Origin of the sequence: Streptomyces sp. NPDC126510, from assembly GCF_040302345.1 — a bacterium.
GTDB lineage: Bacteria > Actinomycetota > Actinomycetes > Streptomycetales > Streptomycetaceae > Streptomyces.
In genome coordinates, this window is record NZ_JBEORR010000003.1 from 245,474 (window position 1) to 269,964 (window position 24,491).

Annotated in this window: 18 protein-coding genes and 3 pseudogenes; 10 read left to right on the plus strand and 11 right to left on the minus strand. The window is 70.1% G+C overall.

All coding sequences use genetic code 11. The annotated features are described in order from the left end of the window. The first annotated feature begins 1 nt into the window (after nt 1). The 4 genes and pseudogenes from ABTX60_RS05090 (at nt 2) to ABTX60_RS05105 (ending at nt 2,743) form a co-directional block, all read left to right on the plus strand. Nucleotides 2-661: a hypothetical protein gene (locus ABTX60_RS05090; RefSeq protein WP_352095676.1), complete on the plus strand. Its 660-nt coding sequence runs from the start codon at nt 2-4 to the stop codon at nt 659-661. 78 nt (nt 662-739) lie between these two features. After that, nucleotides 740-1,263 (plus strand): annotated as a pseudogene (locus ABTX60_RS05095) (LLM class flavin-dependent oxidoreductase). Between the two features lie 151 nt (nt 1,264-1,414). Beyond that, nucleotides 1,415-1,870: pseudogene (locus ABTX60_RS05100) on the plus strand (GNAT family N-acetyltransferase); the annotation flags it as partial. 60 nt (nt 1,871-1,930) lie between these two features. Further along, nucleotides 1,931-2,743 (plus strand): annotated as a pseudogene (locus ABTX60_RS05105) (methyltransferase domain-containing protein). A gap of 18 nt (nt 2,744-2,761) precedes the next feature. Here the strand turns inward: ABTX60_RS05105 and ABTX60_RS05110 are convergent. Further along, nucleotides 2,762-4,117 carry a winged helix DNA-binding domain-containing protein gene (locus ABTX60_RS05110; protein WP_352095677.1) on the minus strand — a complete coding sequence of 452 codons (1,356 nt, stop codon included), beginning with the start codon at nt 4,115-4,117 and terminating at the stop codon, nt 2,762-2,764. A gap of 802 nt (nt 4,118-4,919) precedes the next feature. Here ABTX60_RS05110 and ABTX60_RS05115 point away from each other — a divergent pair. From ABTX60_RS05115 to ABTX60_RS05130, 4 genes are all read left to right on the plus strand, one after another. Further along, the gene (locus tag ABTX60_RS05115) at nt 4,920-5,693 is read left to right on the plus strand and encodes an isoprenyl transferase (protein ID WP_352095678.1); all 774 of its coding nucleotides are present in this window, start codon (nt 4,920-4,922) and stop codon (nt 5,691-5,693) included. A gap of 354 nt (nt 5,694-6,047) precedes the next feature. Then, on the plus strand, nt 6,048-7,373 hold the full coding sequence (phoH2, locus tag ABTX60_RS05120) for an RNA 5'-3' helicase PhoH2 (protein ID WP_352095679.1): 1,326 nt from the start codon (nt 6,048-6,050) through the stop codon (nt 7,371-7,373). 419 nt (nt 7,374-7,792) lie between these two features. After that, a complete protein-coding gene (locus ABTX60_RS05125) occupies nt 7,793-8,494 on the plus strand; it encodes an aggregation-promoting factor C-terminal-like domain-containing protein (protein WP_352095680.1) in 702 nt (233 codons plus the stop codon). A gap of 136 nt (nt 8,495-8,630) precedes the next feature. Continuing rightward, a complete protein-coding gene (locus tag ABTX60_RS05130) occupies nt 8,631-9,938 on the plus strand; it encodes an AI-2E family transporter (RefSeq protein WP_352095681.1) in 1,308 nt (435 codons plus the stop codon). A gap of 92 nt (nt 9,939-10,030) precedes the next feature. On the opposite strand, the gene ABTX60_RS05135 is transcribed toward ABTX60_RS05130, so the two are convergent. Beyond that, nucleotides 10,031-10,564, minus strand: coding sequence for an alkyl hydroperoxide reductase (locus tag ABTX60_RS05135; protein ID WP_031103031.1), 534 nt, complete (start codon nt 10,562-10,564; stop codon nt 10,031-10,033). Nucleotides 10,565-10,570: 6 nt separating this feature from the next. After that, entirely contained in the window at nt 10,571-11,125 is a 555-nt protein-coding gene (locus ABTX60_RS05140; RefSeq protein WP_030842656.1) for a peroxiredoxin, read from the minus strand. A gap of 148 nt (nt 11,126-11,273) precedes the next feature. Between ABTX60_RS05140 and ABTX60_RS05145 the strand changes: the two genes are divergently transcribed. Next, complete coding sequence (locus ABTX60_RS05145; RefSeq protein WP_352095682.1) at nt 11,274-12,209, plus strand: LysR substrate-binding domain-containing protein; 936 nt, start codon at nt 11,274-11,276, stop codon at nt 12,207-12,209. Nucleotides 12,210-12,286: 77 nt separating this feature from the next. Here the strand turns inward: ABTX60_RS05145 and ABTX60_RS05150 are convergent, their stop codons facing one another. The 5 genes from ABTX60_RS05150 to ABTX60_RS05170 form a co-directional block, all read right to left on the minus strand. Then, complete coding sequence (locus ABTX60_RS05150) at nt 12,287-14,614, minus strand: ABC transporter permease (protein WP_352095683.1); 2,328 nt, start codon at nt 14,612-14,614, stop codon at nt 12,287-12,289. Further along, on the minus strand, nt 14,611-15,300 hold the full coding sequence (locus ABTX60_RS05155; RefSeq protein ID WP_352095684.1) for an ABC transporter ATP-binding protein: 690 nt from the start codon (nt 15,298-15,300) through the stop codon (nt 14,611-14,613). Before ABTX60_RS05155 ends, ABTX60_RS05150 begins: the two co-directional genes overlap by 4 nt. Then, nucleotides 15,297-15,821: a PadR family transcriptional regulator gene (locus ABTX60_RS05160; protein ID WP_352095685.1), complete on the minus strand. Its 525-nt coding sequence runs from the start codon at nt 15,819-15,821 to the stop codon at nt 15,297-15,299. The genes ABTX60_RS05155 and ABTX60_RS05160 overlap by 4 nt, the downstream gene beginning before the upstream one ends. A gap of 126 nt (nt 15,822-15,947) precedes the next feature. Then, nucleotides 15,948-16,208: a type II toxin-antitoxin system antitoxin gene (locus tag ABTX60_RS05165; protein WP_352095686.1), complete on the minus strand. Its 261-nt coding sequence runs from the start codon at nt 16,206-16,208 to the stop codon at nt 15,948-15,950. Continuing rightward, a complete protein-coding gene (locus ABTX60_RS05170; protein ID WP_352095687.1) occupies nt 16,205-17,140 on the minus strand; it encodes an SPFH domain-containing protein in 936 nt (311 codons plus the stop codon). Before ABTX60_RS05170 ends, ABTX60_RS05165 begins: the two co-directional genes overlap by 4 nt. Nucleotides 17,141-17,402: 262 nt before the next feature. Here ABTX60_RS05170 and ABTX60_RS05175 point away from each other — a divergent pair, with 262 nt between their 5' ends. Beyond that, nucleotides 17,403-19,697, plus strand: a complete 2,295-nt coding sequence (locus tag ABTX60_RS05175; protein ID WP_352095688.1) for a transglycosylase domain-containing protein — start codon at nt 17,403-17,405, stop codon at nt 19,695-19,697. A 96-nt stretch (nt 19,698-19,793) separates the two neighbouring features. On the opposite strand, the gene ABTX60_RS05180 is transcribed toward ABTX60_RS05175, so the two are convergent. The 3 genes from ABTX60_RS05180 to ABTX60_RS05190 all read right to left on the minus strand — a co-directional run bounded on the left by ABTX60_RS05180 (nt 19,794) and on the right by ABTX60_RS05190 (nt 24,434). Further along, the gene (locus ABTX60_RS05180) at nt 19,794-21,932 is read right to left on the minus strand and encodes a SpoIIE family protein phosphatase (RefSeq protein ID WP_352095689.1); all 2,139 of its coding nucleotides are present in this window, start codon (nt 21,930-21,932) and stop codon (nt 19,794-19,796) included. A 322-nt stretch (nt 21,933-22,254) separates the two neighbouring features. After that, a complete protein-coding gene (fomD, locus tag ABTX60_RS05185) occupies nt 22,255-22,947 on the minus strand; it encodes a cytidylyl-2-hydroxypropylphosphonate hydrolase (protein WP_352095690.1) in 693 nt (230 codons plus the stop codon). Nucleotides 22,948-23,030: 83 nt separating this feature from the next. Continuing rightward, the gene (locus ABTX60_RS05190) at nt 23,031-24,434 is read right to left on the minus strand and encodes a class II fumarate hydratase (RefSeq protein ID WP_352095691.1); all 1,404 of its coding nucleotides are present in this window, start codon (nt 24,432-24,434) and stop codon (nt 23,031-23,033) included. Nucleotides 24,435-24,491: the final 57 nt, after the last annotated feature.

Here is a 24,491-nt window from a genome sequence, read left to right on the forward strand (position 1 = left end):
TATGTCCTACATCACAGCTTGGGATGCCCCGGCCACGCGTCGGGCCTGGATGAAGCTCGTTGTCTGTGCGGTCCTTGGTCAAGTCCTGTGGCCAACTGCCTGGGTGGGCCTGCTGGCTTGGTATGTCAGTTCGCCGACCTGGACCCTGTGGCTGTTCTTCGCGCCGATGCTCTACGCGTTTTACCGGACTTGCCTGCAGCCGGCCTACATTCTTTGGGCCCTCCGCGCGCGTCGTCTGCTCCGGGTATATCCGTGGCAGATTCACATGAACCCGGAAAGCGGCATTGGGAAGATACCGGATGCCGGGCCGGCTGACGTCTGGCTGAAGTTCCCCGATCCCGATCGCCCCAACGAGACGGTTGGCATGGTGATGCGCTCCCATCTCAGGGCGGTGTTCTGGGCCAGGCGCCTTGGGCCAGGAGTGAAGCCGGCAAAGGCAGCACAGGTCGAAGAGATCTGGTTCGCCGGGGACCCCCGTTTTGCCGGCGTCATTGCTGCCCCAGGCCCTCGACGCCTCTATGTCATCTGCCAGCGCTTGAGCTACAGAGGAATTGCTCCCGGCGTAGAGGGTGCGAGCTTGCAAGCCGTCGAGCACGCTCGTCGCGCAGGTGTCCGGGTGGAGGGCCCATCCTCGACCGCACCAGGCGCCGTGGAGGCCTGATCTCTTTTCCGTTTTTGCGTGCTCTGCTTCAGAGGAGCCGAAACGGTGTTGTTCGGCGTCTTCCCCGGTGGGTAAGAACTGCGCCATGCCCCCTCTGCGCGCAGCCTCCGCCCCCAGTTGGCCCTCGAGAGGCTTCAGGCCGTTTGTGGTGGTTGCTGAGAGGGCCGGGCTCGAAGAGCTCTGGTTTATGCAAAGACGGCTTCAGCGAAGGCGGGATCTCCACAGCCGCAGCCGCTCTCGCGTGGACCGAGCGCGTGCGGGTCGGGGTCGGGTTGTTGCCTGTGCCCTTGCGGAACGTTGCCATCATCGCCATGGAGGCCGCCTCCCTGCACCGAATGTTCCCCGGGCGGGCGATCCTCGGTGTGGGCAAGGCGTTCAGGACTGGATGGGGCAGGTCGGCGCCGGCTGAACTCGTCGCCGAAAGACTCGCATCCGTGCCGGACCTCGTGGGCGCAGGGGATGCCAAGGCCGTGGCCGAGGCCGTCGGGCGGCTGGTCGAGGCCGGCGCCGACAGCGTCGTACTCCAGCCGACCGCGGACGAGCCCGACCCGGAGGGGTTCGTGCGGTTCACGGCCGAAGAAGTGTGTCCCCTCGCCCTCTGAGGACCCGGGCAAAGTCCCAAGCGTGAGCCGAGCCAGGCCCAAGCCCGTGCCCAGCCCAAGCCCAGACCCGTGCCCAGCCCAAGCCCAGACCCGTGCCCAGCCCAAGCCCAGACCCGTGCCCGCTGTCAGTGGTAGCTGCCACACTCCGCGCATGAGCGATGACCACGTGGACGTACGGCTGCGCGACGTTGGGGAAGCCGACCTGGAGTTCCTGCTCGCGTACGAGCACGATCCGGAAGCCGTCCGGCGGTCCCGATTCACGCCTCGGCCACGCGAAGCGTTCCTGCGGCACTGGAAGACCAACGTTCTCGGGGACGACACCGTCTTCGTCCAGGCCGTGACCGTCGACGGTGAGGTCGCCGGCAGCGTCGTCGCCTGGTGGGACGGGGACCGCCGCTTCCTCGGGTACTGGCTCGGAAAGCCCTACTGGGGGCGCGGTATCGGCAGCCGCGCCTTGGCCCTCTTTCTCCAGCGGGAGCAGAACCGGCCTCTCTACGCCGACCCCGCCCTCGCGAACACCGGCTCCGTACGCCTCCTCGAGAAGCACGGATTCCGCCGGACCGGCACCGTACGGCACGGCGAGAACGAGCACGTCGTGCTCGTCCTGGACCAGCGGGAACCGCACGGATCGCGCTCATCGCGCCCACCGCGCCCTTCACACCCGGCCATCTTCGAAGAGCTGCTCGCTGAAGGCGCCTCCGTGCCGACAGAAGGCTGGGACTTCTCGTGGTTCGAGGGGCGGGCGACGGAAGCGCGTCCCTCCTGGGGGTACGCCGTGTCGATGGCCGGGCGGCTGGGCCGGGCGAGTGCGGCGCTCGATGTGCAGACCGGGGGAGGAGAAGTGCTGGACTTCGCCCTCGCCAGGGTCGCCTATGACGCCACCGTCAGGAATGCCCCCGACGCCGGCACCGCAGCCCTCAAGCCACCCCTCCTCACCATCGCCACCGAAGGCTGACCTCTCAACGTCGCCAAGGCCACCGCCCTGCTCCGTCCGCGCGGCGTCGGCGTCGTCGCCGCTGCCGACGACGCCCCCCTGCCCTTCGCCGACGGCGCCTTCGACCTGGTCGTCAGCCGCCATCCCGTCCGCCCCCACTGGGACGAGATCGCTCGCGTCCTCCGGCCCGGCGGGACGTACTTCGCGCAGCACGTCGGCCCGAGCAGCGTCTTCGAACTCGTCGAGTACTTCCTCGGGCCCCAGTCGGACGATGTGCGAGGCGCCCGCCATCCCGACCGTGAGCGGGCCGCCGCCGAGGCCGCCGGGCTCGATGTCGTCGGTCTGCGGGCGGAGCGGCTGCGTATGGAGTTCCACGACATCGGCGCGGTCGTGCACTTCCTGCGCAAGGTGGTCTGGATGGTCCCCGGCTTCACCGTCGAGGCGTACGAGCCGCAACTGCGGGAACTGCACGAGCGCATCCAGGCCGAGGGGCCCTTCGTCGCCCACAGCGCCCGCCACCTCTTCGACGCACGCAAGACCGGCTGACGCCCACCGAGTCGGTCATCACGCGTGCGGACCCACCGTCACCTCTCCCACCACCAGCTCCGGCGTCGCCTCCAGCACCTCGCCCACCCGCTCCACCTGCTCGTCCAGCTCCCGTCGCTGCCGTGCCGTCAGCCGTACGAGCGGCTCGACCGTGACGGTCGTACGCCGGCCCTTGCGCCGCTGGTGCCACACCCCCGCCACCACACCGTCGACGAGCAGCACCGGGTAGTTGCCGGCCTGTCCGCCGCCGAGAGCGCGCTGGTAGGCCTTCCCGGGGAACAGCCGCTCGCGGGGCTGACCGGCGATGACATATGCGTCGAAGTAAGGAAGCAGGCGCACACCCCGCGCCGGTCCGTCCGGCACGACCGGCCCCTCCGGTACGTCACGGACATCGGTGTCGCCCGCCGCCACCCACGCCGGCGTCCCCTCGAAGTCGACCGTCTCGATACGTCCACTGGCGGCCAGCTCGCCGAACAGCGCCGTCGCCCAGCCGGGCGGCGCCGCCAGCCAGCGTGCGAAGTGCTGCGGGGTCGCCGGACCGTACGCGTACAGGTAGCGATGGACGAAAGCGGCCAGAGCCTCCCCAGCCCCCGAGCCACTCCCCATATCCAAGCCGTTCCCAGCCCCGGCGCCATCCCCAACCCCCGCGCTATTGCCAGTCCCCGAGCCACTCCCGGTCCCCGAGCCACTCCCGGTCCCCGAGCCACTCCCGGTCCCCGAGCCGCTCCCGGCCCCTCTCTCCGCCCCGGCCCCGACCCCCACCCCCGAATCCGGCCGCGGCGGTCGCGTGTACGTCGCCTTGCGGCCGCGGTTCGGGCCGAAGCACAGCGTGCCCGCCCAGCCGGCCCGGTGCATCACCTGACGCCAGCGCGGCCACAGGTCCTGGAACGCCGGCATCACACGGTCACCGGCCCAGGGGCCCGTGCGGGCGACGACCTCCTCGGACAGCTCGTCAACGGTCAGGTTCCTGCCGTCGAGCGCGTCACCGATCGCCGCCACGACCTGGCCCGCCTGCTCCTCGGTGAGCCGTACATCGGGCGGGAACGGGCTCGGTCCGGCCGGGACGGCGGTCAGCGCCGCCGAGAAGAGAGGGAGTTCACGGGCCGGGAGAAGGTGGACCGTGCCGCGTGGGCCGTACGTCTTGATCAGGGACCGGTCGTCCCAGAGCGCGGCCCGTACGTCCGCCCGTGTCGCCGCGTCCGTCCGCATCCCCACCGACAGCTCGGCCGCGGAGAGCACCTGCGCGTGCGCCCCCAGCATCGCGCCCACCACCTCGGCGACCGGCGTCCCGGTCGCGGCCGGCCAGGTCAGGAACTGCCGCCGCGCCCGGCGCGCGCTCGCCGCGTCCCACGTGATCCTCACGGTCGTCGTCATGAAATGACGTTAGAAGCCGATGAGGACAGATTCCGTCCTATATGAGCGGCGGCGTCACTCCTCCCGCTCACCGCACTTGCGCATCATCCGACGACGGTTTTCACATCGTTATCGCCCACGGCTCGCCTCCGCGCGGCCGCTCACGTAGATTCGGACGAGGCAATTCGCGTGAGCAAAGCTGCGCGGGCGGTACCGCGCAGTGGAGGGGGCTGCGCGGTGCCAGGGCTCACCCGCCGAGCCACGGAGCCGACATCCCGCCGGCAAAGCATCGACAGGCGGGCGGCGTGCAGGCGTTCCCCGGCCGCTCCCGGGTCAAGCGGGCGTTCACATGTGCGTCACCCGTCGGGGGGATGTCGGGACAAGTCACCCGAGCGGGGCCCAAGGTGCGGCAAATCCTACGGTTCCCGGCCACGGAACGTCTGATTCCCCTGCTTATGCGCCGAGTTTCGGCCAGGGGCGGGCCCTGAACGAAGGCCTCCGCACGCGTCGCCGTGTCGCCGGTCGGCTCCGGAGAGTAGTTGTGGCACGCCGATGCACCCAGCAGCACTCACGAAGGGTTATGGTGGAAACCCCCCCTCGGGCCGGTCCGTCTCCCCCCCACGGACCGGCCCGTTTTTCTTTGCCCGCAGGGCGGCTGGAACCATCGGCCGGAACCGCTCGTTCCGCCCCCGTTGGCGGCCCATGGCCCCGGCGAGGGTAGGCTTCGCCTCCGGGGACCGCCATACGGGCAGGGACCGCCCGCGGCCACGACCGGGCCGCACGCCGCGGCCTGTCCGATCCGTACGGAGGGGCTGACAATCACGTGAACCTGCGCGACAAGCTGCGTGGCCTGCTGGTCAGGCTGTACGCACGCCGGGTGGAAGGTCACCTGGACCACGCTCAGGTGCCCAAGCACATCGGCGTCATCATGGACGGCAACCGGCGCTGGGCGAAGGCCGCCGGTTCCAGCACCGTCGACGGCCACCGGGCCGGGGCCGGGAAGATCGAGGAGTTCCTCGGCTGGTGCAGTGAGACGGACGTCGAGGTCGTCACCCTCTGGCTCCTGTCCACGGACAACTTCGACCGCCCGCAGGAAGAGCTCGTCCCCCTGCTCGGCATCATCGAGGACGTCGTGCGCACCCTGGCCGCCGACGGCCGCTGGCGCGTGCACCACGTCGGCACGCCCGACCTGCTGCCCTCGGGGATGCAGACCATCCTCAAGGAGGCCGAGGAGACCACCGCGCACGTCGACGGGATACTGGTCAACGTCGCCATCGGCTACGGCGGCCGCCAGGAGATCGCCGACGCCGTGCGGTCGATGCTGCTCGACGCCCAGGACAAGGGCACCTCGATGGAGGAGCTCGCCGAGGCCGTCGACATCGACATGATCGGGCGTCACCTCTACACGAGCGACCAGCCCGACCCCGACATCGTGATCCGCACCAGCGGCGAGCAGCGGCTGTCCGGATTCATGCTCTGGCAGACCGCGCACTCGGAGTACTACTTCTGTGACGTGTTCTGGCCGGCGTTCCGCAAGGTCGACTTCCTGCGGGCCATGCGCGACTACGCCGCCCGCCACCGGCGCTACGGCGGCTGACGTACCCGCAGACGGGCACCCGGACGCAGGACGTCCCACGTCAGAACACCTCCCAATACCCCCTTCGCGACGCTTGTAACTCCGAGTTCACCGGCTCGCCGTCATATGCCGTTGCATGGCGACGCTCGTTCGAGGGCATAACCCAGACAGGTCGACGCCCGAACCACGGGTGTCGGATCTCAGCGGACGGCACGGGGCCGTCCGCCCGGGAGGCCCTTTGCACCAGCCCGATCGTGCGGTCACAGCACGGACGAAGAGGCGGAGGGCCGGTTATCGGCCCGCGCAGGGCGGCCGACGACCGGTCCAGCTCCATACCGTCGCTCCCCGACCTCATCCGAGGGGGTACGTCCTTCCGTGGTGACCAGCACAAAGCGCCACAAGCCCGACCGGCGCACCTATGTTCTCGACACCAGCGTCCTGCTGGCCGACCCGAACGCCCTGAACCGCTTCGACGAGCACGAGGTCGTGCTCCCCATCGTCGTGGTCACGGAGCTGGAGGCGAAGCGGCACCATCCCGAACTCGGCTACTTCGCCCGGCAGGCCCTCCGCCTGCTCGACGAGTTCCGGGTCCGGCACGGTCGCCTCGACGCACCCATCCCCACGGGGGATCTGGGCGGGACCTTCCGTGTCGAGCTCAACCACTCGGACCCCAGCGTGCTGCCCAGCGGCTACCGCCTGGGGGACAACGACTCCCGCATCCTCGCGGTCGCCCGCAATCTGCAGGCCGAGGGGTTCGACGTCACCGTCGTGTCGAAGGACCTCCCGCTCAGGATCAAGGCGTCCTCCGTCGGGCTCCTCGCCGAGGAGTACCGCGCGGAACTCGCCATCACGGACTCCTCCGGCTGGACCGGAATGTCCGAACTGACCCTGCCCGGTGAGCAGGTGGACATCCTCTTCGAGGAAGGCCACGTGTATGTGCCCGAGGTCTCCGGCCTCCCCGTGCACACGGGTCTGATGATCCAGTCGGAGCGCGGCAAGGCGCTCGGCCGGGTCACGGCCGACGGCAACATCCGGGTCGTGCGCGGGGATCGTGAGGTGTTCGGCATCAAGGGCCGCAGTGCCGAGCAGCGGATCGCGCTCGACCTGCTGCTCGACCCGGACGTCGGGATCGTGTCGATGGGTGGCCGGGCCGGCACCGGCAAGTCGGCGCTGGCCCTGTGCGCCGGTCTGGAGGCGGTGCTGGAGCGCCGTCAGCACCAGAAGGTGATGGTCTTCCGTCCGCTGTACGCGGTGGGCGGGCAGGAGCTGGGCTATCTTCCGGGCTCCGAGGCCGAGAAGATGAGCCCCTGGGCGCAGGCCGTCTTCGACACGCTGTCGGCGGTCACGTCCCGGGAGGTCATCGAGGAGGTCACCGCGCGCGGGATGCTGGAGGTCCTGCCGCTCACCCACATCCGGGGACGCTCGCTGCACGACGCGTTCGTGATCGTGGACGAGGCCCAGTCGCTGGAAAGGAACGTGCTTCTTACCGTTCTGTCCCGGATCGGGGCCAATTCGCGGGTGGTTCTCACCCACGACGTGGCCCAGCGGGACAACCTCAGGGTCGGCCGGTACGACGGTGTCGTCGCCGTCGTCGAGAAGCTGAAGGGGCATCCGCTCTTCGCGCATGTGACCCTGACACGGTCCGAGAGGTCCCAGATCGCCGCCCTTGTGACCGAAATGCTCGAAGACGGGCAGATCTGACCGGCCGCGGTAAGTAGTAGCGGTTATGCGATAGTTGGCGCCGTCCGGAAAAGGTGAAGAGCCTAGCCGGGCGGCGCCTTCGTGTGTGGCCGTTCCGTGGAATTACCTGCGCCAAACGGGATGTGAGCTTTCACACGCAACTCGGAATTGCCTTGCCCCGTCGTGTTACGGCAGAGTCTCACTCCTGTCAGGCCCCGCATACGACACACCTGTACCCCCAGCGGTACGGCACCACAAAAGCAACAGCATCAACTGCATAGCGATGTCGTATGCCGCCCGAGCTACACACGGCGCTCCCCTCGGGGGAGTTGCCCACCGGGCCCGCGCCTCCCGTGACCCCGCAGTTGGGGAGGCCAGTGCCAGGGGCACGATTGCGTCCGCGAGGGTCACCGAAGCGGGCGATGCTGGAAGGAAACCGTGTGAGCCGGATCTCGGTCCGGGGATTCGCAGTGGCTTCGGCCACGGCGGTCACCGCTGTCGGAAGCGTCGTCGGCGTTGCCTCGGGCAGCACCGCGCAGAACAACGACGCGGAAGCGACGGCAACCGGCGCCACGCTGCTCGCGGACATCCCCGCGGGCCAGCAGGCCCAGGTGCAGACCGCGTCGCTGACGCAGCAGGCCGACGCACAGGCCATTCAGGCGGACGCGAGCGCGAAGAAGGACGCCGAAGAGGCCGCCCGCAAGGCCGCCGCCGACACGGCCATCGCCAAGAAGGCGGCCGCTGAGAAGGCAGCCAAGGCGGCCGAGGCAGCGGCCAAGGAGCGCGCGGAGGTCAAGGCCGCCGCCAGCCGCTCCAAGGACATCTCCGACTTCCCCGTCGCGAGCTCCTACAGCATCGCCCAGATCCAGGCGATGGCGAGGCAGCTGGTGCCGTCGGGTCAGTTCCAGTGCTTCAGCAACATCGTGGACCACGAGTCCGACTGGAACTACAAGGCCGTCAACCCCTCCTCCGGGGCCTACGGCATGTTCCAGGCGCTGCCCGGCTCCAAGATGTCGTCCGCCGGCGCCGACTGGCAGACCAACCCGGCCACCCAGATCAAGTGGGGCCTCAACTACATGAACGACCGCTACGGCAGCCCCTGTGACGCCTGGTCGTTCTGGCAGGCCAACCACTGGTACTGAGCCGACCGGCCCCGGCCGATCCTGTACTTCGCGCGAGCCCCGCACCGTCGTCCGGTGCGGGGTTCGCGCCATGTACGGTCGGACGAGCGGCTCCCCCGGGGGAGTGGTGCGCCAAGACGGGGGAAAAGGACGGATCATGTCGCGAGTGCCAGGGTGGCTCGGCCGGCTCGGTGCCGGGCTGACCGAGATGAGCGAGCGGTACAACGAACGCCGCGCCGAGGCCGAACGGGAGCGGGACGACCCCGAGCCCGGGACGCTCGCCGGTGAACACGTGCCACCGCCCCCGGACTACGCCCCCGACGTCGCCGCCCGCCCCGATCCCGCGCTGGCCGTGCCGTGGGGCGTGCGGGTCGCGGCCGAGGCCGGCTGGCGGCTGCTCGTCCTCGCGGGCACGCTCTGGGTGCTGATGCGGGTCATCAGCGCCGTCCAGCTCGTGGTGCTCTCGTTCGTCATCGCGCTGCTCATCACGGCCATGCTGCAGCCGACGGTCGCGCGGCTGCGGCGCCACGGCGTGCCGCGCGGTCCGGCGACCGCGCTGACGGCCGTCCTCGGCTTCGTCGTCATCGGCCTCATCGGCTGGTTCGTGACCTGGCAGGTCATGGAGAACATCGACGACCTCTCGGGCCAGATCCAGGACGGCATCGACGAGTTGCGGAACTGGCTGCTGAACAGCCCCTTCCACGTCACGGACAAGCAGATCAACGAGATCGCCACGAACCTGCGCGAGGCGGTCGGGGCGAACACCGACCAGATCACCTCGGCGGGCCTGGAAGGCGTGACGGTCGTCGTCGAGGCGCTCACCGGAATCCTGCTGTCGGTCTTCTGCACCCTGTTCCTGCTCTACGACGGCAAGCGGATCTGGGAGTGGACGCTGAAGCTGGTGCCGGCGGCGGCACGGCCGGGAGTGGCCGGGGCCGGTCCGGCGGCGTGGCGGACGCTGACCGGGTACGTGCGGGGCACGGTGATCGTCGCGCTGATCGACGCGATCTTCATCGGTCTTGGCATCTACTTCCTCGATGTGCCGATGGCCGTGCCGCTGGCGGTGTTCGTCTTCTTGTTCGCGTTCATCCCGCTGGTGGGCGCGGTGGTGTCCGGGGCGCTGGCGGTGGTCGTCGCACTGGTCACCCAAGGGGTGTTCACGGCCGTCATGACGCTGGTGGTGGTGCTGGCGGTGCAGCAGATCGAGGGGCACATCCTGCAGCCGTTCATCCTGGGGCGTGCCGTTCGGGTCCATCCGCTGGCGGTGGTGCTGTCCGTCGCGGCGGGCGCGATGGTGGCCGGGATCGGTGGTGCGGTGGTTGCCGTGCCGCTGGTGGCGGTGACGAACACGGTCGCGGGGTATCTGCGGTCGTATTCGCAGAAGTCGGCGCTGCGGCACTCGGTGCGGCCGCGCGGGGCCACGGCGGTGAGCGCGGAGCCGACGCCACAGACCCCCTCGGAGTAGCCGGAACGCCGACAGGGCCCCGTCCACCGGTCAGGTGGGCGGGGCCCTACGATACGTGAGGTCCAAGGACCCTCAAGGCGTGCGGCCGGGGATTACTCGGCCAGAACCGCCTCGGCGTCCAGCGTGACGCCGACCGCCTGGATCACGGAGGCGATCTTGAAGGCCTCCTGGACGACCTCGCGGTCGAGGCCGGCCTTGCGGAGCACCTGCTCGTGGGAGTCGAGGCACATGCCGCAGCCGTTGATGGCGGAGACCGCGAAGGACCACAGCTCGAAGTCGACCTTGTCGACGCCCGGGTTGCCGATGACGTTCATCCGCAGGCCGGCGCGCAGGGTGCCGTACTCGTGGTCCGACAGCAGGTGGCGGGTGCGGTAGAAGACGTTGTTCATCGCCATCACCGCGGCGGCGGCCTTGGCCGCCGTGTAGGCCTCCGGCGACAGGTTCGCCTTCGCCTCCGGCTCCAGCTCGCGCAGCACGATCGGGGAGCGCGAGGCGATGGCCGTCGACAGCACCGTGCCCCAGAGCTGCTGGGCCGGCAGGTCGGAGTTGCCGATGACCGAGCCCAGGTTGAGCTTCAGGTCCTTGGCGTAGTCCGGTATCGCGGACTTCAGGGCATCCAGCGACATGTCAGATCACTCCCCGGAGAGCAGCGCGACCGGGTCGAGGGTCTCGTCGCCCTTCGACCAGTTGCAGGGGCACAGCTCGTCCGTCTGGAGCGCGTCCAGGACCCGGAGGACCTCCTTCGGGTTACGGCCGACCGAGCCCGCGGTCACCATCGAGAACTGGATCTCGTTGTTCTGGTCCACGATGAACACGGCGCGCTTGGCGAAGCCGTCCTCGCCCTCGATGCCGAGGTCGCGCATCAGCTCGTGCTTGGAGTCGGCCATCATCGGGAACGGCAGGTCGCGCAGGTCGTCGTGGTCCTTGCGCCAGGCGTGGTGGACGAACTCGGAGTCACCGGAGAAACCGAGGACCTGCGCGTCGCGGTCCGCGAACTCCTCGTTCAGCTTGCCGAAGGCGGCGATCTCGGTCGGGCACACGAAGGTGAAGTCCTTGGGCCACGCGAAGATGACCTTCCACTGACCCTCGTAGGTCTTGTGGTCGATCTGCTGGAACTCCTTGCCCTTCTCCAGCGAGACGCAGGCGGTCAGGTCGAACTCGGGGAACTTGTCACCGACGGTGAGCACACACTCTCCTTGCAGCGAAGAAACTCCCGGATCGCGGGGGTTTCCCATGGGTTGGACTGTGTTGATGTTGGCACAGGCTCGATTGATTACGGAAATAGCTACACTCGGTCGAGTTGATCGGAGGTAGTTATCAGTGACTGTCGGTAGCATGCGCAGGCAGCCCAGCCTCGCTCAGCTCCGTGCCTTCGCGGCGGTCGCCGAGCACCTTCATTTCCGGGACGCGGCCGCGGCGATCGGCATGAGCCAGCCCGCCCTCTCGGGCGCCGTGTCGGCCCTGGAGGAAACACTCGGAGTGACGCTCCTCGAGCGTACGACGCGCAAGGTGCTGCTCTCACCCGAGGGTGAGCGGATCGCCGTACGGGCCAAGGCGGTTCTGGGGGAGGTGGGCGCGCTCCTGGAGGAGGCGGAGGCGGTCCGGGCGCCCTTCACCGGGGCGCTGCGCCTCGGGGTCATCCCCACGGTCGCGCCCTATCTGCTGCCGACCGTGCTGCGGCTCGTCCACGACCGGTATCCGCTCCTCGACCTCCAGGTGCACGAGGAGCAGACCGCCAGCCTGCTCGACGGTCTGACCAGCGGGCGGCTCGACCTGCTGCTGCTCGCGGTGCCCCTCGGCGTCCCGGGTGTGGCCGAACTTCCCTTGTTCGACGAGGACTTCGTGCTCGTCACCCCGCTCGACCACGGGCTCGGCGGACGGGAGGGCATTCCGCGGCAGGCGCTGCGCGAGCTGAACCTGCTGCTGCTGGACGAGGGGCACTGCCTGCGTGACCAGGCCCTCGACATCTGCCGGGAGGCCGGCCGTGACGACGTGCCGGTCACCACGACCGCCGCCGGGCTGTCCACGCTGGTGCAGCTCGTCGCGGGCGGACTCGGCGTGACGCTGTTGCCGCGCACCGCCCTGAAGGTGGAGACCTCCCGCAGCAACCAGCTCCTCACCGGATACTTCGCCGACCCGGCCCCCACCCGCCGGATCGCACTGGCGATGCGGGCGGGGGCCGCGCGCGGCGCGGAGTACGAGCAGCTGGCGGCCGCCCTGCGGCAGGCCTTGCGGCCGCTGCCCGTGCGGGTCCTGGACCAGGACGGCTGACCGCTCGTGCCGCTGGCCGGTCCCGTACTTCCATGGGACCCGGCCAGGGCGCCTGACAGCTCGTACGGGACCCGGCCCTACTCGGTCCGCAGCCCGTCCGGCCGCATCAGCTTCAGCAGCGGCGGCAGGCTCAGCAGCGTCACCACCAGGACGACGCCCGCGCCGATGCCGGTCATCGACAGCACGCTCGGCCAGTCCACCCGGACCGACGTGTTGGTCATCCGTAGCAGCACCACGCCCAGGGCCATGCCCACCGTCGCGGCGAGCAGCAGACCCAGCCCGATCGGGATCGCCGTCTGCCACAGCACCGACAGGCCGAGGGTGCGGCGCCGGGTGCCGAAGGCGACCAGGGACGACAGCAGTTTGCGGCGTTCGCGCAGCTGCTCCAGCTGCGAGACCAGCAGGCTCGCCCCGATCAGCGCCAGCACGCAGGCGGCGCCCACGGAAAGGCCGGTGCGGATGGTGGCGTAGCGTTCGTTGCTCTCGGTGCTGTTCCAGGTCATGGGCTGGACCGCGGAGTCGAGCCGCGCGGCCGTGTTGCGCACGTGGTCGTAGGCGTCCGGCTCCGAGGAGTCCAGGCTCAGGTAGAGCTGGGTGGAGGTGAGTGCCCCGAGCTTCTCGGGCAGCGCGCCGGGCGTGATCAGGATGCCGCCGCGCTCGTACCCGGTGGGGTCCTCACGGGACTGGGCCTGCCGGATGTCCTGTGGCACGGTCCAGGAAACCGAGCGGCCGGAGTCGTCCGATTCGGCCCACAGCTTCCTGCCCGGCTTGGCCAGGTACTCGCTCGAGTTGTCGTACTCCGAGCCCTTGGCCGCGAACACGTCACCGTCGTGGCAGGAGGGGAACGTGGCCACCTCGCCCAGCGACGCGCAGTCGGCCACGGTGATCTGGATGAGGGACTCCGCATCGTCGCGCCGGTCGCCGAGATGCACATCGGACAGCACGGTGACCTTGCGCACGCCCTCGGTGTCGCGGTACTTCCCGATGATGGGAGAGGCGTCGGCGCCCTCCGGCACGTCCACGCTCATCTGGGCCCGGGAGACGTCGTACTGCGACGCCTGGGTGTAGTTGCCCTCCACCCCGGCGAACAGCATCTGCAGCGCGATCGCCCCGGCCACCGCCACCGCGATGCCGTTGACCATGCGGGCCGCCGCACCACTGCTCAACTGCAGTCGGCGTACGGCCAGTTGCCAGGCGACCCCGCCCGAGCCGAGCCGGGCCACGACCGACTCCACCACCCAGGGGAGCAGGGCCGTGACGCCGACCAGCAGGAGCATCACGCCGCCGACCACGAGGTACTGGTTGAAGTTCCCGCCCTCGTTGCCCTGCCCGATCATCGGGTAGAGCAGCGCGATCCCGCCCAGCGGCAGCAGCAGCCGCCACCACAGGCGGCGCCGCGAGGGCTTGGCCGTGCGCACCACGCCGAGGGGCTCGATGACCACGCCCCGCAGGGCGAGGATCGTCACCAGCACCGCGGCCGCCGGCACCGCCAGCGCGACCAGGACGGCCAGCAGGGGCGAGGGATTCAGATAGCTGGGGAACACGCTGACGCGGAAGACCTCCACGGAGGCCGCCAGTTCGCGTCCGAGCAGGAAGAACCCGGTGCCGAGCACGAGCCCCAGCACGGATCCGGCGAGTGCCTCGCCGGCGGCGATCCGCCGAGTCATCCGGCTGTCGGAGCCGACCAGCCGCAGCGCGGCCAGCCTGCGGTCGCGCCGCTCGCCGCCGAACCGTACGGCCGCGGCGATGAACACGGCGACCGGCATCAGCAGCACCACGAAGACGACCAGGACCAACAGGAGCAGTACCGGGTCCCAGCGGTCGGACGGCCCCAGGTCGTCGTTGCCGAAGCTGTCGATCCGGGCCCCGCCGGCGGGCCCGTCGAGCACCTTCATGAGCCCCTTGCCGCCCGCGAAGTAGGCGAGTTCCTGCGAACCGACCAGTCCCTGCTCGCCGATGGTCCCCGTGATCCGGTAATCCAGCCGCTCCCGCAGCAGCTTGCCCTCGTCCGAGGCGAGCAGTTCCTTCAGCGCGGGGGAGACGACCATCTCGCCCACCGCCGGGAACGCCGAGACACCCGGCGGCAGCGGCGCCCGCGGGCCCTCCGCCTCCAGCAGCCGGCCGCGCACGTCCATGTCCCGGAACGTGGTGTCGGAGTCCACGACGACCAGCGTGTCGTCGGCCTTGGGTATCTCCTGCTGGCCGAAGGTGTGGTCGCTGCGGGCCTCCTCGCGCCGGTCTCGTTCCGCCAGCGCGTTCGGGATGGCGGTGGTGAGCAGCAGCAGCGCCACTCCGAGTCCGACACCGACGGCCGTGAGCAGCGCCCGCGTCCACCCCTCGCGTCCGCCGGCGAAGGCGAACCGGACCCCCATGGCCAGGTCCCGGCTCCACTGCCCGAGGCTCATACGACGCGCTCCATGTCACGGGACTTGCCGTCCCGTACGACGATCTCGCGGTCGGAGTACGCGGCCACCCGGGCCTCGTGCGTGACGAGCACCACGGCCGCGTTGGCGGACCGGGCCGCGTCCGTCAGCAGCTCCATCACGCGCTCGCCGTTGAACGAGTCGAGCGCGCCGGTCGGCTCGTCGGCGAACACCACCCGGGGGTTCGTCACCAGCGAGCGGGCGACGGCGACCCGCTGTCCCTGACCGCCGGACACCTCGCCGGGCCGCTTCTTGCGGAGGTCGTCGACCTCCAGCCGTTCCATCCAGGCCAGCGCGGTCCGCTCGGCCTCCTTGCGGGAGGAGCCGTTCAGCCGCAGCGGCAGCGCGACGTTCTCCACGCAGGTGAGTTCCGGCACGAGCTGACCGAACTGGAACACGAACCCGAACTCCGAGCGCCGCAGCGCGCTGCGCTCGGCGTCGCCCATCGCGGTCACCTCACGTCCGTTGTACGTGATCGAGCCCGAGTCGGGCATGACGATCCCGGCGAGACAGTGCAGCAGCGTCGACTTGCCCGACCCGGACGGCCCCATCACGGCGACGACCTCGCCGGGGTGGATGGAGAACTCGGCGCCGTCGAGCGCCGTCGTCGGGCCGTACGCCTTGCGCAGGTCCTGGGCGGTGAGGAGCGAACCGGCGGGAATCGTCATCGGGTCACCGCCTCACGGAGCTTGTCCAGACGCGCCGCGGTGAGCTCCAGCCAGCGCAGGTCCGCCTCCAGGTGGAACAGCGCGTGATCGCAGATGAGCTGGTCGGCCAGATCGCCCTTGCGCTTGCGGTCGGTGAGGATCCGCATGCTGCGCAGGTGCTCCGAGCGCTGGGTGTCGAGGATGTCACCGGCGTCGCGGTGCGTGAGCAACGCGAGGACGACCTTGGTGTAGAGGGTCGACTGGAGGTACGGCTCCGGCTTCTCGGGCGTGGCGAGCCACCGCGCGACGTCGGTGATGCCGGCCTCGGTGATCGCGTACCGCTTGCGCTCGGGACCGTCGCCCGCCTCGATGCCGTCTACCTCGACGAGCCCGTTCTTCAGCAGGCGGGACATCGTCGAGTAGACCTGGCCGTAGTGGAGCGGCCGGTCGTGACCGAACTTCTCGTCGAAGGCCCGCTTCAGGTCGTAACCGTGGCGCGGGCCGGACTCCAGGAGTCCCAGGAGAGTGTGACCGATGGACATGGGCAGGACTGTACACGGGGTGTATACGCAGTATGTATACGCCGAGTGTGTAGGGCATGGCGCGGGGTGCGGCCGTGCAGGTCGGAGCGCGTTGTCACGCTTCTGTAACAGCCGCGCCCCGGGTGTTCAGGCCGACGGCGGTCCGGAGGGGGGCCCTGCCGGCGGCCGCCCCCGCCGGGGGAGCGGCCCGGTTTCCCGCGGCAGCCGCCCCGCCTCCGCCAGCGCCTTCCGCAGCAGGAACTCGATCTGCGCGTTGGTCGACCGCAGCTCGTCCCCCGCCCATCGCGCGAGCGCCTCGTACACCGCGGGGTCCAGCCGCAGCAGCACCTGCTTGCGCTGCTGCGGCGGCCGGCGCTGCGGGCCCTGGTCTTCGGGAGGGACCGTCACTGGTAGAGAGACCCGGTGTTGAGGACCGGCTGTGCGGCCCGGTCACCGCACAGCACCACCATCAGATTGGAGACCATCGCCGCCTTCCGTTCGGAGTCCAGCTCCACGATGTCCCGCTCGGTGATCCGGGCGATCGCGGCTTCCACCATGCCCACCGCGCCGTCCACGATCTGCCGCCGCGCCGCGACCACCGCTCCGGCCTGCTGCCGCTGGAGCATGGCCGAGGCGATCTCGGGCGCGTACGCGAGGTGCGTGAAGCGGGACTCGATGATCTGCACTCCGGCCGCCTCCACGCGCGCGTGCAGTTCCACGGCGAGCTTCTCGGTGATCTCCTCGGCGTTGCCGCGCAGTGAGAGGCCGTCCTCCTCGTGCGCGTCGTAGGGGTACTCGATGGCGATGTGCCGCACGGCCGCCTCGGTCTGGGTGGAGACGAACTCGATGTAGTCGTCGACCTCGAAGGTGGCCTGGGCGGTGTCCTCGACGCGCCAGACCACGACCGCGGCGAGCTCGATCGGGTTGCCGTAGGCGTCGTTGACCTTGAGCACGGCGGTCTCGTGGTTGCGGACGCGCGTCGAGATCTTCGTGCGCGAGGTGAAGGGGTTCACCCAGCGCAGGCCGTCCTGCCGGATGGTGCCCCGGTACCGGCCGAAGAGCTGGACGACCCGGGCCTCGCCCGGCGCCACCATGTTCAGCCCGCACATGGCGAGGAACGCCGCGAGCGCGATCAGGATGCCGCCGATGATCAGTCCGGCCTGCGCCCCGGCCGGCTGCACCGAGGTGGCGGCCGCGATCAGTCCCGAGCCGGCCAGCAGCCCGAGCAGGCCGAGCAGCAGGGCGAGTCCGCCGCCGATGCTGTGGGCGGTGAACTCCCGCACGCGGGGTGCCGGCATCTCGGGCACATCGGCCGTGACCTGCGGTTCCGGTGTGGACATGGGTGATCCCCCGTTTCTCCTGGGAAGCCGCTCCTGCTTAGCTTCCGTCTAGCTAAGTGATATCACTTTTTCGCTACCTGGCAACCCTGCGGGTGTCTCGAACGTCGGTTCCGTTGGGAATGGGTGCTGATTGTCACGTCCGCAAAGGGCTGGATCGGCTGCCCTATCTCTTATCTCCCGGTGTTAGCTTTCTGAGCTGACCTGAGCGGCGAACCTGTGTGACGCGTGAGCACACATGAACGAAGCGGAGCGGATCGGACCCATGGGACGAGCGGAAGAAAGACGCGCCAGACAGCGCGGTGGGCGCCGGGCGGCACCCAAGGGCCACCGTTCGTCGGGCGTGCCCGGGAAGGGCGGCATACGCAGGCTCTTCACCTGGAAGAAGATCCTCGGCACCTTCCTCGGCCTGTGCCTGTTGTGCATGGGCGCCTTCATCGTGCTGTACATGATGATCGGGATCCCCGCGGCCGGGAACGTCGACGCCGAGCGGCAGAGCAACATCTACAAGTACAGCGACGGCTCGGTCATGGCCCGCGACGGCAAGGTCAACCGCGAGAACGTCGACCTGTCCCGGGTCCCCAAGGGCGTGCGGCTGACCTTCGTCGCCGCCGAGAACAAGACCTTCTTCAGGGACTCCGGCGTCGACTTCAAGGGCACCGCCCGCGGCCTGTTCAACACGCTGTCGGGCCGCGGCGCGCAGGGCGGTTCGACGATCACCCAGCAGTACGTCAAGAACTACTACCTGACGCAGGAACAGACCGTCTCGCGCAAGCTGAAGGAGATGGTCATCTCCCTGAAGCTGGACCGGGAGAAGTCCAAGGACTACATCCTCGCCGGCTACATCAACACCAGCTACTACGGCCGCAACGCCTACGGCATCCAGGCCGCCGCCCAGGCCTACTACCGCAAGGACGCCGAACAGCTCACGGTCGCGCAGGGCGCCTACCTCGCCGCACTCCTCCAGGCCCCCAGCCAGTACGACTGGGCCGTCGCCTCGAAGGAGGGTAAGAAGCTGGTGAAGGCGCGCTGGAACTACGTTCTGGACAACATGGTCGACGAGGGCTGGCTGAGCGCGTCCAAGCGGGCCGGCATGAAGTTCCCCGTGCCGGAGGAGCCCAAGCCCGCCCCCGGCATGGAGGGCCAGAAGGGCTACCTGGTCAACGCCGCCAACGCGGCGCTGGAGAAGCAGCTCGTCGCCGAAGGCACCGCCGACAACAGCAAGGAAGCCGAGGCGTTGGTCAACGCCGGCGGCTGGACCCTCACGCTCAACATCGACAAGAAGAAGCAGGCGGCGTTGGAGAAGTCCGTCCGGCAGCAGCTGACCAGCCAGCTCGACCCCGACAAGCGCAAGGTGGACGGAGACGTCCAGGCCGGTGCCGCGTCGGTGAACCCGAAGACCGGCGCCGTGGTCGCGATGTACGGCGGCGAGGACTACTTCAAGCACTACACGAACAACGCCACCCGCTCCGACTACCAGCCGGCCTCCACCTTCAAGCCGGTCATCCTGGCCGCGGCCCTGGAGGAGCAGGCGCAGACACAGAGCGGCAAGCCGATCACGGCCAACACGGTCTACGACGGCACGAGCAAGCGCCAGGTCGTGGAGGACGGCACCAAGGTCGGCTTCGCCCCCGAGAACGAGGACGACCGGAACTACGGCCCGATCTCCGTCCAGACGGCGATGAACAAGTCCGTCAACTCCGTCTTCGCGCAGATGGGCGTCGACGTCGGCATGTCCGAGGTGGTGAAGGTCGCCGGCGAGCTCGGCATGGACACCGAGAACATGGAGGCCGTGCCCGCGCAGACCCTGGGCAGCATGGGAGCCAGCCCCCTGCAGATGGCCGGTGTCTACGCGACGCTCGACAACCACGGCAGGAAGGTCACCCCGGCCGTCCTGAAGTCCGCGGAGCACCTCAACCAAAACGTCACCATGCCCGACCCGATCGGCGAAGAGGTCATCAGCCGCGAGGCCGCCGACTCGGTCACCTCGGTGCTGACCGGCGTGGTCGACGACGGCACCGCACAGGCGTCCGTGCGCAACAACCCCCTGCGCGACGGCCAGCAGGTCGCGGGCAAGACGGGTACGTCCGACAACAACAAGTCGGCCTGGTTCACCGGCTACACGCCGAAGCTGGTCACCTCGGTGGGCCTGTTCGGCGAGGACGCCAAGACCCACGCCCAGGTCGCGATGTACAAGGCGGCAGGCAAGCCCCGGCTCAACGGAGGTGACTTCCCGGCGCGGATCTGGGCGGCGTACACCTTCGGCGTGATGGGCGAGGTCAGCAAGTTCGACCTCGAAACCCAGCAGGGCGCGGCCGTCCAGCCGACCTGGACGCCGACGCCCACGCAGGAGCCGACCAAGGAGCCGACGCAGGAGCCGACGACCGAGGAGCCGTCGTCGTCCCCGCCGCCGACGACGGAGGAGCCCTCGTCGTCCCCGCCGGCCACCCCGTCGACGGCCCCGCCCAGCTTCACCCCGCCCACGACCCCGCAGACGACACCACCGGGCGACGGTGGCGACCCGTTCGACCCGATCAAGCCGGGCGACGGCGACCAGTAGGAGACGACCGGCCGGAGACGGCCGGCAGAACACGCCGAAGGGCGCCCGGGGGCACCGGGCGCCCTTCGGCGTGTTCGTCGTGCTCTCGGGGCTCCGTCAGCCGCGGTTCAGCTCGAACCAGACGACCTTGCCCGTGCTGAGCCGGGTCGCGCCCCAGCGCCGGGCCAGCCGGTTCACCAGGTACAGCCCGCGCCCGCCCTCGTCGGTGGCGCGTGCCTGGCGCAGTCGCGGCAGTTGCGGCACGTCGTCGCCGACCTCACAGCGCAGCACATCCGTGCGCAGCAGCCGCAACGTGACCGGCCGGGACGCGTACCGCACGGCGTTCGTCACGACCTCGCTGACGAGCAGCTCGACGGAGTCGCTGAGTTCCTCCAGCCCCCAGCGCTGCAACGCGCGCCGGGCCAGCCGGCGGGCTCGGCCGGGGGCCGCGTCCTCCGGCTCCAGGAACCAGTACGCCACGTCGCTGGGCGCGATCCCGTCGAAGCGGGCGGCGAGCAGCGCGATGTCGTCGTCCCGGTCGCCCGGGCCGAGCATGTCGAGCACCTCGTCGCACAGCGCTTCCAGGGGCGGCGGATGGTCCGGCCCGGTGAGCTGAGCGACCGCGGCGAGCTTCTCCCGCAGCTGCTCGATGCCGGTCCACACGTCGCGCAGCCGGGACTCGACCAGGCCGTCTGTGTAGAGCAGCAGTGTCCCACCGGCGGGCGCGTCCAGCTCCACCGCCTCGAAGTCCACGCCACCCACCCCGATCGGGGCACCGGCGGGCACGCGCAGCACCTCGGCGCGGCCGCCCAGGTGGAGCAGGACGGGCGGCGGATGACCGGCGTTGGCGATGGTGATGCGGTGCGATACCGGGTCGTACACGGCGTAGAGGCACGTCGCCATGCGGTCCACGCCGAGACGCTGGGCCTGCTCGTCGAGGTGGTGCAGGACCTCCTGCGGCGGCAGGTCGAGACCGGCGAGGGTCTGGGCCGTGGTGCGCAGCTGGCCCATGATGGCGGCCGAGGTCATGGAGTGGCCCATGACGTCACCGACGACCAGGGCGACCCGGCTGCCGGGCAGCGGGATCGCGTCGTACCAGTCGCCGCCCACCCGGGCCGTCTCCGCCGCCGGCAGGTAACGGGAGGCCAGCCGCACGCCCGTCGGGCGGGGGAGCGTCTCGGGCAGCATGGTGCGCTGCAGCTCGTCCGCGATGTAGGCCTCGCGGCCGTACAGCACGGCCTTGTCGATGCCGAGGGCGCTGTGCGTGGCGAGCTGGGCGGCGACCAGGAGGTCGTCCGGGTCGAACGCGTTGCGCTCGGGGCGGCGCAGGAACAGGGCGGCACCGATGACCCGGCGCCGTCCGCGCAGCGGGGCGAGGATCGCGCGCTGCCCGTCGGGCACGGCGAACTCGCCGTCCTCCCCGAGCAGTTCGGGCAGCGCGGCGCGGGCTGCGGGGGCGTCGGTGAACACCGGGCGCACCCCGCGCAGCACTTCGGCGAGGGCGCTGCCGGGCCGTACCTCGCACAGCTCGGCGCCGACCGTGTCGAGTTCGTTCGGCTCGGGCTGCGCGGCCGGCAGGAAGCCGTTCTCCGTGTCGCGCTCCGCCGGTATCCGGTCGGTGCGGCGCAGCCGCAGCACCAGCGGGCCGGTGGGCCGCTCGTCGCCGACGGGCAGTGGGTCGCGCAGATAGACCAGGATCGCGTCGGAGAAGGTGGGCACGGTGGCCCGGCACAGCCCCATGACGATCTCGTCGAGGTCGATGCCGCGGGCGATCCGCCGGGTGGCGGCCCCCACGAACCTGAGCCGGTCGCCGTCCCGCCGCATCGGCGTGGGGCGGCCGGGCGGCAGGCTCTGGCCGCTGCGCCGCTCCTGCCCGTCGCTGTTCACCGGCGGCCGGTCCTGTTCGTCGGCCGGCTGGACCGGAATGCCCTCGGGGGCGGGGCGCGGCCGAGGCGTCTCGCGCTCGGCGGTCTGCTCGGCACCCGGCTGGGAGTGCTCGGAGGCGGGGTCGCTCACGGTGTCCTTGCCCTTGCCGAACGGCGTGGAGGTGCCCGGCTCCGACGTGCCCGGCGTGCTGTGTGCCGTCGTGACCGGAACGCTGACGTCGCCGCCTGGGCGGCCATGTACCGGTAAGGCGCCGGGCGCACGCGCCGGTGCCGGGGTATGCACGAGAGCCCCGCGGGGGTCCGCGGGGTCGTCGCCCGCCTGGGGGCGTTCGAACGAGGTCGGCTGCTCCGTCACGCGTGTCGAATCCATCCGTCCGGAGCTGCGCGCCGCGCGCGCAGTTGGTCCCGCCGAAATTCCGATACCCGGATTACGTGCCCCAGGAACGGAATTCCCGCGTGGTCAGAGGTTGTTCCTGTGCCACCGACGGACCGTCTGCGGCCCGCGGGGGCCTTCTGACGGCCCACAGGGCCTGTGGCGCAGGCCCTGCCGGTGTTGCCCTCGTACCCCTCGCTCACGTCCTGCCGCCCCTCGGTGACGATCGGTCAAGCCCAGCGCGTGCTCCGGTAGTTGTCGCCGCGCGCCCTTGCGGAGGACGATCCTACGTTTCTTGCCCGGGGGCGCAGCAAGGGTCTCATGAGGACACATGCGCGGGCGTACGATCCCAGTCCTCCGGCAGTGACGGTACAGCCCAGGAGGGGTCCGGGCGCCAGTGCTGCCAGCCTTCCGAGAACGGCGGCCCCCAGGCGTGGATCACCTCCACCGCCTTCCGTCCCGCCTCCTGTACCTTTTCCGCCAGTTGGTCGTCCATCAGCCCGTCCCGGCGGGCCTGGGCGAACTCGTCCTCGTCCCGCCAGTGCCAACTGCGGTCGGGATGGACGGAGATGTCCAGGAAGTGGTCGACGGAGTCGACGCCGCCCGCCCAACGTGCCAGAGGTTCCTCCAGGTTCACGTACCAGTTCTTGAACAGCCAGCCCGGCTCCCAGAACAGCCACACCGACCAGGGATCGCCGGGCCGGGCCAGCTTCAGCACGCCCGTGCCGAACCACCGGTCGCGCTGCACGGTCCGCGGCTTGGTGTAGCGCGACTCCAGTGGCTCCAGGTGTACGGGGGTGCCGTCGGCGAGCACGGGCTTCACACACTCGGTGCCGGGCGCCAGCCACACGGCGAGCAGGTCCGCGTCGTCCCGGACGACGGTGACGGGCCGCGCGATGTGCACCTGCGTGCCGCCGTTCTCCCGGTACCGCCACAGGATCCGGCTCCCGGGCGCCCAGAAGCCTGCCGCACCACCCGTTTCCACGCGTCTCATCGCTCCACCGTCTGCCATGACCAGATATTAGGTGCCGTAGGCATACGACGCTGCGGCGCGTGTCACGGTTCACGCGCCGGGCACACGAAGGAGTCCCTTCGTCACGGGTGCGTCATCCGCAGGACATCGAGCGCCTCGTCGAGCTGCTCCGCGGTCAGGTCCCCGCGCTCCACGTACCCGCCGTCCAGCACGACCTGACGGATCGTCTTCCGCTCGGCCAGCGCCTTCTTGGCGACCTTCGCGGCCTCCTCGTACCCGATGTACTTGTTCAGCGGGGTCACGACGGAGGGGGAGGACTCGGCGTACTCCCGCGCCCGCTCGCGGTTCGCGGTGATGCCGTCGACGGTGCGGTCGGCGAGCAGCCGCGTCGCGTTGGCGAGCAGCCGGATCGACTCCAGCACGTTCTTGGCGATGACGGGCAGCATCACGTTCAGCTCGAAGTTCCCGGCGGCGCCGGCGGTCGCGACGGTGGCGTCGTTGCCCACGACCTGGGCGGCCACCATCAGCACGGCCTCGGGAATGACCGGATTCACCTTGCCCGGCATGATCGAGGAGCCGGGCTGAAGGTCGGGCAGGGCGATCTCCGCGAGACCGGTGCGCGGCCCGGAGGACATCCAGCGCAGGTCGTTGGCGATCTTCGTCAGCCCCACCGCGATGGTCCGCAGCTGGCCGCTGGTCTCGACGATGCCGTCCCGGGCGCCCTGCGCCTCGAAGTGGTCGCGGGCCTCGGTGAGAGGCAGCCCGGTCGTCCGTGCGACCTCCTCGATGACGGCGGCGGAGAAGCCGGGCGGGGTGTTGATGCCGGTACCGACGGCCGTACCGCCGAGGGGCAGTTCGGCGAGCCGGGGGAGGGAGGCCTCCAGACGCTCGATGCCGTACCGCACCTGGGCCGCGTACCCGCCGAACTCCTGGCCCAGCGTCACGGGCGTGGCGTCCATGAGGTGCGTCCGCCCGGACTTCACGACGTCGGCGAACTCCTCGGCCTTGCGCTCCAGGGAGGCGGCGAGATGCTCCAGGGCCGGGATGAGGTCGCGCGTCACGGCGGCGGTGGCGGCGATGTGGATCGAGGAGGGGAAGACGTCGTTGGACGACTGGGAGGCGTTGACGTGGTCGTTCGGGTGCACGGCGCTGCCCAGCCGCTCGCTCGCCAGGGTGGCGATGACCTCGTTCGTGTTCATGTTGGACGAGGTCCCGGACCCGGTCTGGAACACGTCGACCGGGAAGTGCTCGTCCCACCTGCCCTCGGCGACCTCCCCGGCCGCCTCCTGGACGGCCTGGGCGATGTCCTTGTCCAGGACCCCCAGCTCGGCGTTGACCTTGGCCGCCGCGCCCTTGATGCGGGCCAGCGCCTCGATGTGCGCACGCTCGATGCGCTGCCCGGAGACCGGGAAGTTCTCCACGGCCCGCTGGGTCTGGGCCCGCCACTTGGCGTGCGCGGGCACCCGCACCTCGCCCATGGAGTCGTGCTCGGTGCGGTACTCGGTCCTGTTCTGCTCGTCGGTCATCGACGATCACCTCCACGTGTCACAGCGTCAGCGCCGCGACCACTGTTCCCCGCGGAG

Bases quoted from the DNA above. Each gene is read 5' to 3' on its own strand.
- ABTX60_RS05090 (WP_352095676.1), top strand. From the start codon at position 2: ATGTCCTACATCACAGCTTGGGATGCCCCGGCCACGCGTCGGGCCTGG.
- ABTX60_RS05110 (WP_352095677.1), bottom strand. From the start codon at position 4,117: ATGACGACGACCGTGAGGATCACGTGGGACGCGGCGAGCGCGCGCCGG.
- ABTX60_RS05130 (WP_352095681.1), top strand. From the start codon at position 8,631: ATGTCGCGAGTGCCAGGGTGGCTCGGCCGGCTCGGTGCCGGGCTGACC.
- ABTX60_RS05135 (WP_031103031.1), bottom strand. From the start codon at position 10,564: ATGTCGCTGGATGCCCTGAAGTCCGCGATACCGGACTACGCCAAGGAC.
- ABTX60_RS05145 (WP_352095682.1), top strand. From the start codon at position 11,274: ATGCGCAGGCAGCCCAGCCTCGCTCAGCTCCGTGCCTTCGCGGCGGTC.
- ABTX60_RS05150 (WP_352095683.1), bottom strand. From the start codon at position 14,614: ATGAGCCTCGGGCAGTGGAGCCGGGACCTGGCCATGGGGGTCCGGTTC.
- ABTX60_RS05155 (WP_352095684.1), bottom strand. From the start codon at position 15,300: ATGACGATTCCCGCCGGTTCGCTCCTCACCGCCCAGGACCTGCGCAAG.
- ABTX60_RS05160 (WP_352095685.1), bottom strand. From the start codon at position 15,821: ATGTCCATCGGTCACACTCTCCTGGGACTCCTGGAGTCCGGCCCGCGC.
- ABTX60_RS05170 (WP_352095687.1), bottom strand. From the start codon at position 17,140: ATGTCCACACCGGAACCGCAGGTCACGGCCGATGTGCCCGAGATGCCG.
- ABTX60_RS05175 (WP_352095688.1), top strand. From the start codon at position 17,403: ATGGGACGAGCGGAAGAAAGACGCGCCAGACAGCGCGGTGGGCGCCGG.
- ABTX60_RS05180 (WP_352095689.1), bottom strand. From the start codon at position 21,932: ATGGATTCGACACGCGTGACGGAGCAGCCGACCTCGTTCGAACGCCCC.
- fomD (WP_352095690.1), bottom strand. From the start codon at position 22,947: ATGGCAGACGGTGGAGCGATGAGACGCGTGGAAACGGGTGGTGCGGCA.
- ABTX60_RS05190 (WP_352095691.1), bottom strand. From the start codon at position 24,434: ATGACCGACGAGCAGAACAGGACCGAGTACCGCACCGAGCACGACTCC.